Below are 12,710 nucleotides of genomic sequence, written 5' to 3'. Positions count from 1 at the left end.
CAACGGTCTTCACAATCCCGTCACGCTGCCTGTAGTATGTCATCTCATGCTGCTTCGCAGCTAATATGGGAGTCAGGAGCGTTACTTGAACGCACATGTCTCGCAAGGCGGTTGGCCGGTACTGGTGCTGAACGCGGATTTCCGGCCGCTCAGTTATTATCCGCTCTCGCTCTGGTCGTGGCAGGACGCGATCAAGGCGGTGTTCCTCGACCGCGTCAACATCGTCGAGCACTACGACCGTGCGGTGCGCAGCCCCTCCTTCGAGATCCAGCTGCCGAGCGTGGTATCGCTGAAATCCTTCGTCAAGCCGAGCACGCATCCCGCCTTCACCCGGTTCAACGTGTTCCTGCGCGACCGTTTTGTCTGCCAGTACTGCCTGGCCCACGACGATCTGACCTTCGACCACATCATCCCGCGCAGCAAGGGCGGCCAGACCACCTGGGAAAACGTGGTCGCCGCCTGTTCGCCGTGCAATCTGCGCAAGGGCAATCTGACGCCGCAACAGGCGCGGATGTTTCCAAGGCAGCACCCGTTCGCGCCGACGGTGCACCAGCTGCACCGCAACGGCCGCCTGTTCCCGCCGAACTATCTGCACGATAGCTGGCTCGATTATTTATATTGGGACACGGAACTCGATCCGTAGCGAAACGCCCCGGGCGACCGGCACAACAAGCGACGATGGGTTGGGCGTGTCCGCCTTCGGATTTGAATTTCAAACAGCCGCTGTGCTTGAACACAGCTTCGCGATCTCGCCGCAGGTTTCGCGCGAGGTTTGCTCTGAAATTCCTTTCCCTCCGTACAGAGGGCGCAGGGAAAGCCGGGTGCCGATTGCACCCATGGGTCCCGTGCAAAAAAAGCACGGGGGTAGGACCACAGGTTCAACCGGAATCACTCCGGCTTTCCCCGCGCAATGGTTTTACGGCTTATAACGCGCTCTCCTCGGTGACCGGGCTTTCTTGCCACCGTCATTGGCGAAAATGACTCCGCCAACTTGATGCCAGCGTCGGGGCATCAGGACCACGCGACTTCGCCGTCCGCGTCAGGTGCTTTCGTCAGCACACCATCAGCGTCCACCGCATCCCGCACCAACGTCCGTGACGATCGCGAAACGCCCCTCTGTGTGGGACGGGATGGCGGGAGTTCTAAAGTTGATTTGGGTGAAACGAGAAGCGGAATATTTTTACAAGCGGGGCTGGACAGCCCTACGACTGATTTGCCCGTCGGGCGCTTTGCGCCAGGAAAGAGCGTTCCCTCAGAGCTGGATTTTGATGCAACGCGGACTGCCTGACCGGTCCCGGGACGAACTCCGCTTAGCGACATTCGTGTGACCCCACCTGGTCGAAACGGACCGAATGGTCCCGATCCGAAAAGGCTGAAAAGGCAGGGTCCTTTCAAATATTTTCAAAGCTTTATTCGCCTACGCCGCGGCCCGCGCGCATCCTTTGATCACGGCAGATCGAAGGGAACGGCAATGACCAAAGCAATCTCATCCTGGAAGGCGACGCGGCGCGGCTTGCTGCTCAGGGCGTCTGCCTTGGCCATCACCTCTCTCGTTCGCCTGCCTGCGCAGGCAGGCGTCGCCGACCAGCCATCCAAAACATCCCCGCCTCATACCAGCAAAGCGAGCAACAACATGAGCACGATGACAACCAAAGACGGCACCGAAATCTTCTACAAGGATTGGGGCAAGGGCCAGCCGATCGTCTTCCACCACGGCTGGCCGCTCAGCGCCGATGATTGGGACAACCAGATGATGTTCTTCCTGGCGCAGGGCTACCGCGTCATCGCCCATGACCGGCGCGGGCATGGCCGTTCCAGCCAGACTTCGGTCGGCAACGACATGGATACCTATGCTGCCGACGTCGCGGAATTGGCCGAAAAGCTCGACTTGATGAACGCGATCCATATCGGCCACTCGACCGGTGGCGGCGAAGTCACGCGCTACGTAGCCCAACACGCCCGTGGCCGCGTCGCCAAGGCGGCTCTGATCAGCGCCATTCCGCCGGTCATGGTGAAGTCGGAGAAGAACCCGGGCGGCCTCCCGGTCGAGGTGTTTGACGGCTTTCGCGCGGCGCTGGCCGCCAATCGGGCCCAGTTTTATGTCGATCTCCCGGCCGGCCCGTTTTACGGATTCAACCGCCCCGGCGCGAAGGTCTCGCAAGGCGTGATCGACAATTGGTGGCGCCAGGGGATGATGGGCGGCGCCAAAGCCCATTATGACTGCATCAAGGTGTTCTCGGAGACCGATCACACCGCGGATCTCAAGAAGATCACCGTGCCGGTTTTGGCGATGCACAGCGAAGACGATCAGATCGTGCCGTTCGCCGATGCGGGGCCGCTGTCGGCCAAGCTGCTCAAGAACAGCACGTTAAAGGTCTACAAGGACCTGCCGCATGGCATGCCCACAACTCATGCGGAAATCATCAACGCAGACCTGCTCGCGTTCATCAAATCCTGATGTGCTCGAGAAGCTCCGGCTTCCTCGCACCCTGGGGAAGCCGGAAATCGAAAATGCGCAGAAGAGCCGGTCGCCATGCGAGTCCTGATGATCCTTATTCCGGAAAACGACGTTCCGGGAAGCAAGCGCGATCCGGCCGTTCGACTCGAACGAGCCGCCGGACCCTACTACGCCTTCAGGGACGCCGACGTTGAAGTGGTGCTGGCCTCGCCCGACGGGGGGCCGGCGGTCATGAAAGTCGCGAGCGGCGGTGAAGCGTCTACCGAGGTCATGCAGCGCTTCGAGAGGGACAAGCACGCGATCGACGACTTCAGCGACACGCTGAGCCTCGAGCAAGTTTACACCGACGATTTCGATGCCGCTTTCTGCGTGGGACTTCCTGATTCCGTCTGGCGGCCCGAACACAAAAACTCTGCAGGCGCCCTGATCTCCAGGCTGCTCGGTGCCGGCAAGCCGGTCGCGGTGATGCCGAGCGGGATCGATCTTGCTCCAAAAGGCGCCGGCGAGGGTCTGTTGATCGTCGGCGATGGTTCGAAATCTCCAATTCCAGCCGCCCGGGCGCTGATGGGGGCCGTCAGACAACTCCAAATCAAACCCGAAGGGAATGCAACATGATCGAAGCCCGGACCGACCCATTCGAAAATGCTTTCTCGCCGGCTGCGTCAAGGTCCACCCCGGCTGCGAATAATTTCAGCTTCGTTCAAGGCGAGTTCTCGATCACCGTGCTGAGCGACGGCTTCATCACCGTGCCGATCGACATCGTAGAGGGCACGCCGGGTGAGCGCGCCGAGATATTGCGGCGCACCGGCGATATCAAGGCCGGACTCGTGGAATCCAAGACCAATATTCCGGTCATCCGCAGGGGACGCGATCTGATCATCGTCGACGTTGGTTCGGGCGACAAGTATCAACCGACCGATGGCAGGCTTTTCGGAAATCTCAAGGCCAGCGGCATCAATCCCGATGCCATCACCAAGGTCATATTCACCCACGCGCATCCCGATCACGTCTGGGGCACGCTCACCGAAACCGGCAGCCTGAGATTCAAAAACGCGACCTATTACGTCGGGGCCGCCGAATGGGATTACTGGATGAATCCGGATTACCTCACCATGATGCCGTTCGAGCTTCATGAATTCGCGAGAGGCGCGCAGCGCGATCTCGGAGCGATCAAGGACCGGGTTGTGATGCTGAAACCCGGAGACGATATCGTATCGGGGTTGAGGGCGATCGATACTGCGGGTCACACCCCCGGCCATCTCTCGCTGGAGATGGCCGGGGGCGAAGGCCTCATCATCACCGCGGATGCTGCGACCAACGAAATCGCGTCGTTTCAGCATCCAAGATCGCGGTTCGGCTACGACACGATTCCCGAGCTCGCCATCGAAAACCGCGCCCGCCTGATCGAACGCGCAGCCGCCGATCGGACGAGCCTCCTTGGCTATCACTGGACGTATCCCGGTGTCGGCTACGCCGAGCGCAATGGCGGCGCGTATCGGTATGTACCCGTTTAAAGCCGGCGTTGAAGCCGCCCGCTCCTTCCGAAACCGCGCGACGTCGTTACGCAAGCTCCGCCATCAAATGGCTTGCGCTCGACAGGTCCCTTGTCGCAAAGCCCTCGGTGAACTTTCCGTAGGTCGATTTCAGGAGGGAAGAGGCTTTTGCGCGGCGCCCGGTGCGATTCCAGAGGCGCGCCAGGTCGACCGCGGTACGCAGCTCGAAGGACAGAAGCGACTGCGACTGGGAAATATCGAGCGACCGGAGCAGCTTTGCTTCGGCCTCCTTGTCGCCCGTCGTCGATTTGGTCAAAAGCAATTCGGCGTCGACCCGCAAGACCTCCGGATAACTCCAGAGCGCGTCTTCAGACCACGGATCGGCGACGAGACCCGCGCCCAGCCTCTCGGCGCTCAAATCGGCCAGACGGGAAATCGTGGAAACGTCGACCCTCGCTTCGATATAGTTCGCCGCAAGCGCCTCCCGTTCCGTGCCCTGCTGAAGCCGGATAATGTGCTCGAAGCATTTACCCCAGGTACTGTAGAGACCATTCCTTGCAGCGTACTCCCTGAGCAGGTCGGTGCACCTCTTTGCTTCCGAAAGGTCCCCGGTCCACAGGGCGACGGGACACCCGGCCATGCAGAGCGCATAGCCCAGCGAAAGCACGTGCCTGGTCTCTAGCGCGGCCTCGATCGCCTCGCGTGCGCTCGCGGCGGCCCGTTCCGGAAATCCCTGAAGCCACGAGATTCGCGCCATCAGCGAGGTCATGGCGACGTGGCGGTCGAGCTGGAAGTCGTTATTGGCGGATCGGACCGGCTGCGGCGCCTGGCTTTGTACCTGCTCGACCAGACGCCGGGCCAGGTCCTGATGGCCCAAATAGTGATTATTGACACTCAGGATGCGGTTCGCGAGCGAGATGAATTTGGGCTCTCCGAACGCGGCCGCCACGGCCTCGTAGCGCGTGGCGAGGGCAAGGGCTTGCCGATACTGGCCGCGGCTGCGCCGCACCGCCCACATGCCCCAGAGGGATTGCAACTGAGCAGATCGGTCGTCGATCTGCTCAGATATTGCAAGGGCTCTGGTGAACGCGTCTTCCATCTGGTCCGGGTCGTTGAGGGCATACCAGACGGCGTGTCCGAGCGCGATTCGAAGTCGCGCCTTCCTCTGAAGGTCGATATCGGCGCTTTGATTCAAGCGGTCCAGGGCGCCTTGCAGGCGTTCGCGGTATTCATCCATCAGCGAAAGCTGGAACCAGAGCGGGGCCGTCGCGAGGATGATATCGAACCCGATCGCGTGATGCTCGATCGCGGAAAGCGCCCAATCGATGGCCGAACGCATGTCGTCGATGGTGCGGCCGTAGATTTGCAGCCACCGGGAGGCCGGCACCGTCTCCCAATCAACCTCCGCCTTGCGGGCAAGATCCCTGAAATACGCCGCGTGGCACAGCGCGATCGACGCTTGCTCGCCGCTCAGCGTCAGCTTTTCCAGCGCGTAAGCGCGCGTCGTACTCAGCAGCCTGTAATGCACGACGTTGCCGCTGAGATCGGTTGCAACAAGGGATTTCTCGATCAGGCCGGTGATCGTGTCCACGATATTGGCAGCCGGCTTCCCGCCTGCGGAACCCAAGGCGATGGCCGCTTCCATCGTGAATTCGCCGGCCAGCGCTGCAACGCGCGCGAGGGCGCGCTTTTCCTCTTCCGGAAGCAGTTCAAAGCTCCAGTCCAACGTTGCGCGCAAGGTCTGATGCCGCGGCAGCGCCGTCCTGCGTCCCTTTGTCAGAAGAGAGAAACAATCATTGAGCCGCGAAGCCAAGCCCTCGACGCCGAACAGATCTACGCGTGCCGCCGCGAGTTCTATGGCCAGCGGGATCCCGTCCAGGCGGCGACAGATCTCGATGACGGTCGCGACGTTGCCGTCATCGAGTTCGAAGGAGTCGAGCGAAGCCGCTGCCCTTTCCGCGAACAACTCGATCGCCGGGAAACCCAGCGCCTCGGCCGTCGACAAGCGCTCCGCAGGAGGAGGAAAGGCGAGCGCCGGCAGGTGAAACAGAAACTCTCCCTCTCCCCGCAGCGGCTGACGGCTCGTCGCCAACAGATGAACGCCCGGCGCCCCCCGCAACAAGGCCTCGGCGAGAACCGCAGTCGCGTCGAGCATATGCTCGCAATTGTCGAGCACGATCAGGATCGACATGCTTCGAAGATGAGCGACCAGAGCGGCCAGCGGCTGATCGCCCAATGTCGCCAGTCCCAGGACGGAAGCAAGGGCGCCATGGATCGAACGCGCCTCCGTCAGCGGGGCAAGCTCGACAAAGCAAACCTTGTGGGCATAGGAATCGACAAGTTTTCCTGCAACGGCGAGGGCGACCGTCGTCTTGCCGATGCCGCCGGGCCCGATGATGGTCACGAAACGGCGGCGCGCCAATTGGTTCGAAATGGCGCCCACGCACTCGGCACGGCCGATCACGCGTGTGAGCGACGGAGGCAGACCGGGCGCCGTGTCGGGAACCGGCGAAGCGGCGACGGGAGGGTCGACGACTTCGTCGACCCGAGCCACCGGGGCGACGAAGCAATAGCCTCGGCCGGCCACCGTATTGATGTACTGGTCTCCGGTTCCTTCGCCGCCAAGCAGCTTGCGCAGCGCGGCGACGTGAACCCTCAGATTGGCTTCTTCGATGAAAGTGTCCGGCCAGACGCGTTTGAGCAAATCTTCCTTGCTGATGAGCTCTTTTCCGTTTTCAACGAGCGCAATCAGGAGATCGAGTGCGGGGCTGCCAAGGCGAACCGATTTGCCGTCGCGGGAGAGAACGCGGCGCGTTGGATTAAGACGAAAAGGCCCAAAGGATAACGAAAAATCGTTCACGGTTGCCGCCCGGGCCTGTTCCGATCGAATCTAACAGCTGCCAGCGCTCCCTGTCCATGACAGCCATTGCCGATTCGACCGATGCCGACAGGCCGCGGAAACTTGCGAACGCGCGCCTTTCAAATATTTTCAAACCTTTATTGGCGTCTTCGCGGCCTGGCGGGCATCGTTTCACCACCGAAGACGAAATGGCGGGCTGGAATTCCCGGAAAGGGCGGCGCCGCCAAGGCCCAACAATTTTTCCCCCAGGAGAGACCCAATGCCCAGGACAGCATTCGACGCAGACGTTAAATCGTCGACGGGAACGACGGCGAAGGCCGGTACGCGCCCAAAGCAGGTCACCGTCGTGCTGGTGCACGGTGCATGGGCCGACGCCTCAAGCTGGAGCAAGGTGATACCGCTTCTGCTGGCGAAGGGAATGACGGTGCTGGCGGTCCAGAGTCCCCTGACGTCTCTCGGGGACGACGTCGCCGCGACGAAGCGGATCATCGCAACCGCAAAGGGGGAGGTCGTCCTCGCGGGGCATAGCTGGGGCGGAACGGTAATTACCGAGGCCGGCGCCGATCCGAAAGTCAGCGCGCTGGTCTACATTTCCGCTTTCGGCAACGACGCGGGAGAATCGGGGAGCGAGCTGATCGGCAAATATCCCAAGCCGCCCGCACTTTCGGCGGTGCAGATGGATGGGGCCGGCTTCGTGACTTCGACCGTCGAGGGCTTCATCGAGAACATTGCGCCGGATCTGCCGCTGGAGGAAGCCCGAACCCTTGCGGTGACCCAGGGCCCCCTCGCGGTGAAGACCTTCGACGAAAGTCCGTCGGTCGCTGCCTGGAAGACCAAGCCGTCATGGTTCGTGGTTTCGGCGAACGACCGGACGATCAGTCCGGAACTCGAGGCCGCCGTGGCCGAGAGAATGAAGGCGAAGACCACAGTTCTGCAGTCCAGCCACATGTCGTTGCTGTCGCATCCCGCTGAAGTCGCTGGTGTCATCGAGGAAGCCGTCAATTTCGTCGAGGGACAATAGGCCCGGCGCTCAAGGCGCACTCATCAATGCCGCGAAGCGCCTTGGGCGGCGAGCCGCATCTTCAAAACCGATGGAGAGACCACGATGAAGACCCGGTCAACATGCACGTTATGGTTCGCATTGCTCCTGGGAGCTGCCGCGTGGACCGTCCCCGCGCCGGTTTCCGCCGCCGCGCCGCAGGTACGGCTGCAGGCGCCCGGCTTTTATCGCATGGTGCTGGGCGATTTCGAAATCACCGCCCTGCTCGACGGCACCCATCCGTTTCCCGCCGCCGAGGTACTCACGAAGGCAAGGGCTGATAAATCGGCCGGACGATCGAAACTGTTCACGGACGATCCCGAACAGGCGAACGCTCTGCTTGCCGCCTCGGACCTGAAAGCTCCGACCGAAGGCTCTATCAACGCCTTCCTGATCAACACCGGTAGCAAGCTGGTCCTGATCGATAGCGGCGCCGGCACGCTTTACGGTTCATGCTGCGGACACCTGATCGAGAATCTTCGCGCGTCCGGATATCAGCCGGAGCAGGTCGATGAGGTGCTGTTGACGCATCTGCATGCCGATCACGTCGGCGGGATCGCACCCGGCGGAATCGCGGCCTTCCCGAATGCCATCATCCGGTCGAGCAAACTCGACGCCGATTACTGGCTGAACGACGAAAACGAGAGGGCGGCCCACGACTTCCTGCGGCCGATGTTCGAAGGCGACAAGGCTTCGCTGAAACCTTACATCCTCGCCGGCCGGTACCTGCCATTCGAGGGCGAGCAGGAAATGCTACCAGGCATCCGCGCCATACCGACACCCGGGCATACCCCCGGCCACACTTCGTATATGGTCGAAAGCAGAGGACAAAAGCTTTTGGTGTGGGGAGACGTCGTGCACGTCGCCCCTATCCAGTTTCCCGACCCGTCCGTCACCGTCGAATACGACACCGACGAAAACCAGGCCGAAGCCGACCGCGAGCGCATCTTTGCCGACGCCGCGAAGCAACGCTACTGGATCGGCGCCGCTCACATTTCCTTTCCCGGCCTTGGCCATGTCGGAGAAAGGACGGAAAGGTTTATGTGGATACCCGGCGAATACACGACGCGGATGTCGGTACCCGCCCAATGAATTTGGCTCCTTATTTTTTTGCTGCCAACACGGACGCTGCACTATAACGTCCCTCTGCGTGCAGTCCTTCAAGCCGCACGGCGTTCGATACACGCCGTTGCTGCTCCGTAAAACGAACTTCAACGTTAGAGCATGCACTAATGTTTGGGTTGCCTTACTCCGACTGGAACGCTCACCTTTAGGATAGTCGGCGGCTCTTGCGGCGCGACGCCATTAGGGTTGCCCACCAGATTAAACACGAGCCGACGTGAGGCTCGATAGGTCGGTATAGTTGCAGTTGTCGGAGGGTTGACGGTTGCAAATCTTGAGTCGATCAAGCCGGCGACGCAGAACGACTGAAATGGCGGGCCCTTGAAGCAAGCAAATGAACTAAGCGACTTCGGATTTTGAACGGGGGCCAATATACTATGCCCCCTTACAGTCACCCTGCCTAGTTCTGTCGTCGGCGCCGCGACCCCGAGAGACTCCTGCCAAAATCCTGTGTTCATGACGATACCATTTCTCAACAGGTCGAACGCAAGCTCCTCGCGTAGCAGGTTGCCGCCATGATCGGTATTGTAGCTGAGGACGTGAAAAATATTCGCATTGGTCTCACTGCTTGTCACCGAGTCAGAAAGGGCCTTATTCGGGTAAAAACACTCGATCTGCCCTGCGCTCCAACCGATACAACTTGGTGTTGCCTTCAACTGGAATTGCTCAAGCATCGCGATTTGAACAGGGCGGCTTGCATCATCTGGCGCCCAGAAAAGTCCCCACGACGCTGGGAGACCCTTTTGGCATCGCAGGATTTGCCCGTGCGAGCCGAACTCGCAGGGAATCAAAGGGGGCGGCGGCGCAGGGATGAGACCACCGTCCCCGAAAAAACAATCAGCGCGAGCGGGCGCCGACGTAGCGGATGGAAACGTGACACATGCTTGTCCCGTGTTGACTCCGCTGTGCACAAATTCATTCGCGCCCGCGACTAACGGCGGCCACGCGACGCCATCCGCCGCTGGGTTGGTGCTCCCAGTCACCTCAAACAGCTTGCGATTCGCGATCAGGATACACGCAAATAGGCCCGGAGCAGTCGCAGAGCATACCAGCGGCCCTGTGTTTGGTAGGGTAGACCCCATTGGATCGAGACCGGGACTGAGAGGGTTATTGGAAGCCCTGGCCCAATCGTGTGTCCCGGAATCTCTTGTCCATTGATCAACCACGTAGACCGACGGCAGCCCGTTTTGGAACACGGTCTCAATTCCAAAGCAGGTCGTCGTGGCCGATCCGATCCATGGAGCGCAGCTGAGGTTGGAGCTCACTAGAATGCCGGGGTCCGGTCCCGGCCCTTGGATCCCAGTGGGGTTCGTTCCGATAGTGACGCTCCACCAGTTCGTGCCGTTCCAACCGACTCGTTCAACCGAATCATAAAGGCATTGCACTGATTGAGGATGGCCAAAGCCCGGCGGGATAACTGCGCAGGTGACGCTATCTGGATTCTGTTGCAGTATGATTGACTGGGTTGGGCCAGGGGGACCAACAGTCACCGTACCCGTTGCCGGATCGATCCGAACCGCACGCAATGCTCCCACGGCACAGTTCGGGGAGGTGCTCGCGGGACAGAGACTGGTGTCCAAGTCGCGTGAGGGATCAGCGACTATGACGGCACAAAAATATTCTGGCTTTCCCGTCGTCTGCGGAGTCCAGAAAACACACGAGGGTGCCTTATTGACATTTTGGGCGAGAATTGGCCACGCCGGAGGAACCAATGGTCTGGGCTGCGAACGCCCAGGCTGGGGCGCTAACACGATCAAAACAAGTGTCGCGAGAATTATTCTTTGAAACATGGCACTCTCCCCCTGCGCCGCTGCGCGCGATGAGTTCAGTGCAGATATTTCGAAACAATTTTAGTAACAACTTCTGATTAATTGCACGCAGCGCCTTGTACCCTAAGTTTAACGGGATTCCAAAAGGCGAGCAAGATAGTGATTCGCAAAGGACCCGAAAATACTTGTCTTCCAGGGGTCGGGCCCTTCCGCTCTCAGGTTTTCGGCGACTGGATGCTGTGCCTGTCGCGCTTCGTTGAGAACGGCTTCAAAAGGGCGGCGTAGTACCATGCCCCATATAGCACCTGCATTCCGGCCGAGATCTGCGACTTGTCGCGACCTCCGCGACGATGAGTGCGATGACGGCCAGTCCGGCTCCTACGAGGCCGAGGTTGTGCGCACCGAACGCCTGAGATCGGCATTCAGCCGTGATACGCAAACAGCTCGATCGGGTCGTTGAAGCCGCGGACCGGATATTCGCCGACGCGTTCGAGATCGAAATCGCTTTCGACGAAGTCGGCGAACGAGCGGGACAGCAGCACCGTTCTGCCCAATTGTTTGGTGAGGGTTTCGAGACGCGAAGCCATGTTGACCGCAGGACCGATGACCGTGAAGTCGAGCCGGGTGCGCGACCCGATATTGCCGTACATGACGTCTCCGACGTGGACACCGATGCCGTAGTTCAGCGGCGCGCGACCGGTTTCGCCGTTCCTTTCGTTCAGGGCAACCATGGCCTGGCGGGCTTCGGCCACGGCACGCAGCAGATTTGCGCAGGCCGACGGCTGGCTGAGCGGAAAAATGGCGAGCAGGCCGTCGCCGATGAATTTCAATATTTCGCCGCCATGTCGTGCAATCGGCTCCGACATCGCGTCGAAATACCCGTTCAGAAGATCAATGACGTCATCGCGCGGCCAGTTGTCGGAGATCCTGGTAAAATCACGCAGGTCGCAGATCATGATGGCGGCGCGTACCGTCGTCCCGCTTCCGCGCCTGGTGGCGCCGGCCAGAATGAGCTCGCCGGCGTGCGACCCGACATAGGTTTCGAGCAGCGTTCGCGCCAGCCGGTTCTTGATACGGATTTCGCTGACCAGCGCCAGGACCGGCAATAGCTTCAGCAGGCCGGCGATATGCGCGTCGTTGAAACCTCCGGGCCGGTCGGTTGCAAAGGTCACGATATGCCGCTTGCCGAGCGTATGGTACAGCGGCCACGCCACATAGTCGGTCAGGCCTTTCGCCCGCATCTCGTCATAGAGGGCGTGCTTGCGGCCAAGCGATGGATCGCGTTCGAGATTCTCGCGTACCTCGGTGGCGCCGTCATGGATTTCGTTGGCGGGACTATCGATGTATTCGGATCGCCCCCTGACATCGTAGTCGACTCTCTCAATCACGGCCGCGCGCATCCCGTCGGCCCACATGATCCGGGCACCAAGCCATTGCGGATGGTGGATCAGGACATGAAGCGACGCCCGCTTGACGGGAATGCCCGCCCGCTGGAGCCGGACACACAGCTCAGCGAAAATATTGTCAATGAAGCGCTCATCGCGCGTGTCGTTTGTCAGCCAGTGCACAACGTCGCTGTCAGAATGCGCGGTGACGGGATCGATGTTTGGTGGCGCGTCCATATCTTGCTCCTGAGCCGTGACCTCGATCGACGGTACAGGATATGTCGTGTCCCCGCTCGGCAGTGTCAACGGACTCCGCCGCAATCTCCTTGCGCGCATTGGGTTGGCCGTGGGTCGCCGCGTGTCAGGCGGGAGGACGCAGCGGTAGCGCTGCGCCCTCCCTTTCAACCCATAACTTGCCTTTGGCATTTCGAAGGGTTTTTGGTTAAACATGGGCCGTCGGGTGCTTTGCGCCAGCAACAAGCGTCCGCCGAAATCGGCGTCGCCCCTCCTGACGGCGACGAGCCGTCGAGCCCGGGCCCGGTGCGAGGGGGCAGCCCGCCACAGCGACGGTCGCAAATCGACGG

The 12,710-nt window shown here is 60.7% G+C and carries 8 protein-coding genes and 1 pseudogene; 6 read left to right on the top strand and 3 right to left on the bottom strand.

Annotated features, from left to right (window positions below):
- The first annotated feature begins 85 nt into the window (after nucleotides 1-85).
- The 4 genes from B5525_RS15850 to B5525_RS15835 all read left to right on the top strand — a co-directional run bounded on the left by B5525_RS15850 (nucleotide 86) and on the right by B5525_RS15835 (nucleotide 3,972).
- A complete protein-coding gene (locus B5525_RS15850) occupies nucleotides 86-643 on the top strand; it encodes an HNH endonuclease (protein WP_079566835.1) in 558 nt (185 codons plus the stop codon).
- A 990-nt stretch (nucleotides 644-1,633) separates the two neighbouring features.
- Complete coding sequence (locus B5525_RS15845) at nucleotides 1,634-2,458, top strand: alpha/beta fold hydrolase (protein WP_244567917.1); 825 nt, start codon at nucleotides 1,634-1,636, stop codon at nucleotides 2,456-2,458.
- Nucleotides 2,459-2,689: 231 nt separating this feature from the next.
- Nucleotides 2,690-3,073, top strand: coding sequence for a hypothetical protein (locus tag B5525_RS15840; RefSeq protein ID WP_154073258.1), 384 nt, complete (start codon nucleotides 2,690-2,692; stop codon nucleotides 3,071-3,073).
- A complete protein-coding gene (locus tag B5525_RS15835; protein WP_079566832.1) occupies nucleotides 3,070-3,972 on the top strand; it encodes an MBL fold metallo-hydrolase in 903 nt (300 codons plus the stop codon). Before B5525_RS15840 ends, B5525_RS15835 begins: the two co-directional genes overlap by 4 nt.
- Before the next feature lie 46 nt (nucleotides 3,973-4,018).
- On the opposite strand, the gene B5525_RS46320 is transcribed toward B5525_RS15835, so the two are convergent.
- Nucleotides 4,019-5,596 carry a hypothetical protein gene (locus B5525_RS46320; protein WP_244567916.1) on the bottom strand — a complete coding sequence of 526 codons (1,578 nt, stop codon included), beginning with the start codon at nucleotides 5,594-5,596 and terminating at the stop codon, nucleotides 4,019-4,021.
- A gap of 543 nt (nucleotides 5,597-6,139) precedes the next feature.
- Nucleotides 6,140-6,811: pseudogene (locus tag B5525_RS47820) on the bottom strand (winged helix-turn-helix domain-containing protein); the annotation flags it as partial.
- Between the two features lie 259 nt (nucleotides 6,812-7,070).
- Between B5525_RS47820 and B5525_RS15825 the strand changes: the two are divergent.
- Nucleotides 7,071-7,832, top strand: coding sequence for an alpha/beta fold hydrolase (locus tag B5525_RS15825; protein ID WP_079566830.1), 762 nt, complete (start codon nucleotides 7,071-7,073; stop codon nucleotides 7,830-7,832).
- Nucleotides 7,833-7,916: 84 nt separating this feature from the next.
- Nucleotides 7,917-8,942, top strand: a complete 1,026-nt coding sequence (locus B5525_RS15820; RefSeq protein WP_079566829.1) for an MBL fold metallo-hydrolase — start codon at nucleotides 7,917-7,919, stop codon at nucleotides 8,940-8,942.
- A gap of 2,221 nt (nucleotides 8,943-11,163) precedes the next feature.
- Here the strand turns inward: B5525_RS15820 and B5525_RS15815 are convergent.
- Complete coding sequence (locus B5525_RS15815) at nucleotides 11,164-12,363, bottom strand: adenylate/guanylate cyclase domain-containing protein (RefSeq protein ID WP_079566828.1); 1,200 nt, start codon at nucleotides 12,361-12,363, stop codon at nucleotides 11,164-11,166.
- Between the last annotated feature and the right edge of the window lie 347 nt (nucleotides 12,364-12,710).

This window comes from Bradyrhizobium erythrophlei, assembly GCF_900129505.1.
Taxonomy (GTDB): domain Bacteria; phylum Pseudomonadota; class Alphaproteobacteria; order Rhizobiales; family Xanthobacteraceae; genus Bradyrhizobium; species Bradyrhizobium erythrophlei_D.
This window is presented reverse-complemented; position numbering and strand designations above follow the sequence as displayed.

Coding starts and splice junctions, on each gene's coding strand:
- B5525_RS15845 (WP_244567917.1), top strand. CDS start 1,634: ATGAGCACGATGACAACCAAAGACGGCACCGAAATCTTCTACAAGGAT.
- B5525_RS15840 (WP_154073258.1), top strand. CDS start 2,690: ATGAAAGTCGCGAGCGGCGGTGAAGCGTCTACCGAGGTCATGCAGCGC.
- B5525_RS15835 (WP_079566832.1), top strand. CDS start 3,070: ATGATCGAAGCCCGGACCGACCCATTCGAAAATGCTTTCTCGCCGGCT.
- B5525_RS46320 (WP_244567916.1), bottom strand. CDS start 5,596: ATGGAAGCGGCCATCGCCTTGGGTTCCGCAGGCGGGAAGCCGGCTGCC.
- B5525_RS15825 (WP_079566830.1), top strand. CDS start 7,071: ATGCCCAGGACAGCATTCGACGCAGACGTTAAATCGTCGACGGGAACG.
- B5525_RS15820 (WP_079566829.1), top strand. CDS start 7,917: ATGAAGACCCGGTCAACATGCACGTTATGGTTCGCATTGCTCCTGGGA.
- B5525_RS15815 (WP_079566828.1), bottom strand. CDS start 12,363: ATGGACGCGCCACCAAACATCGATCCCGTCACCGCGCATTCTGACAGC.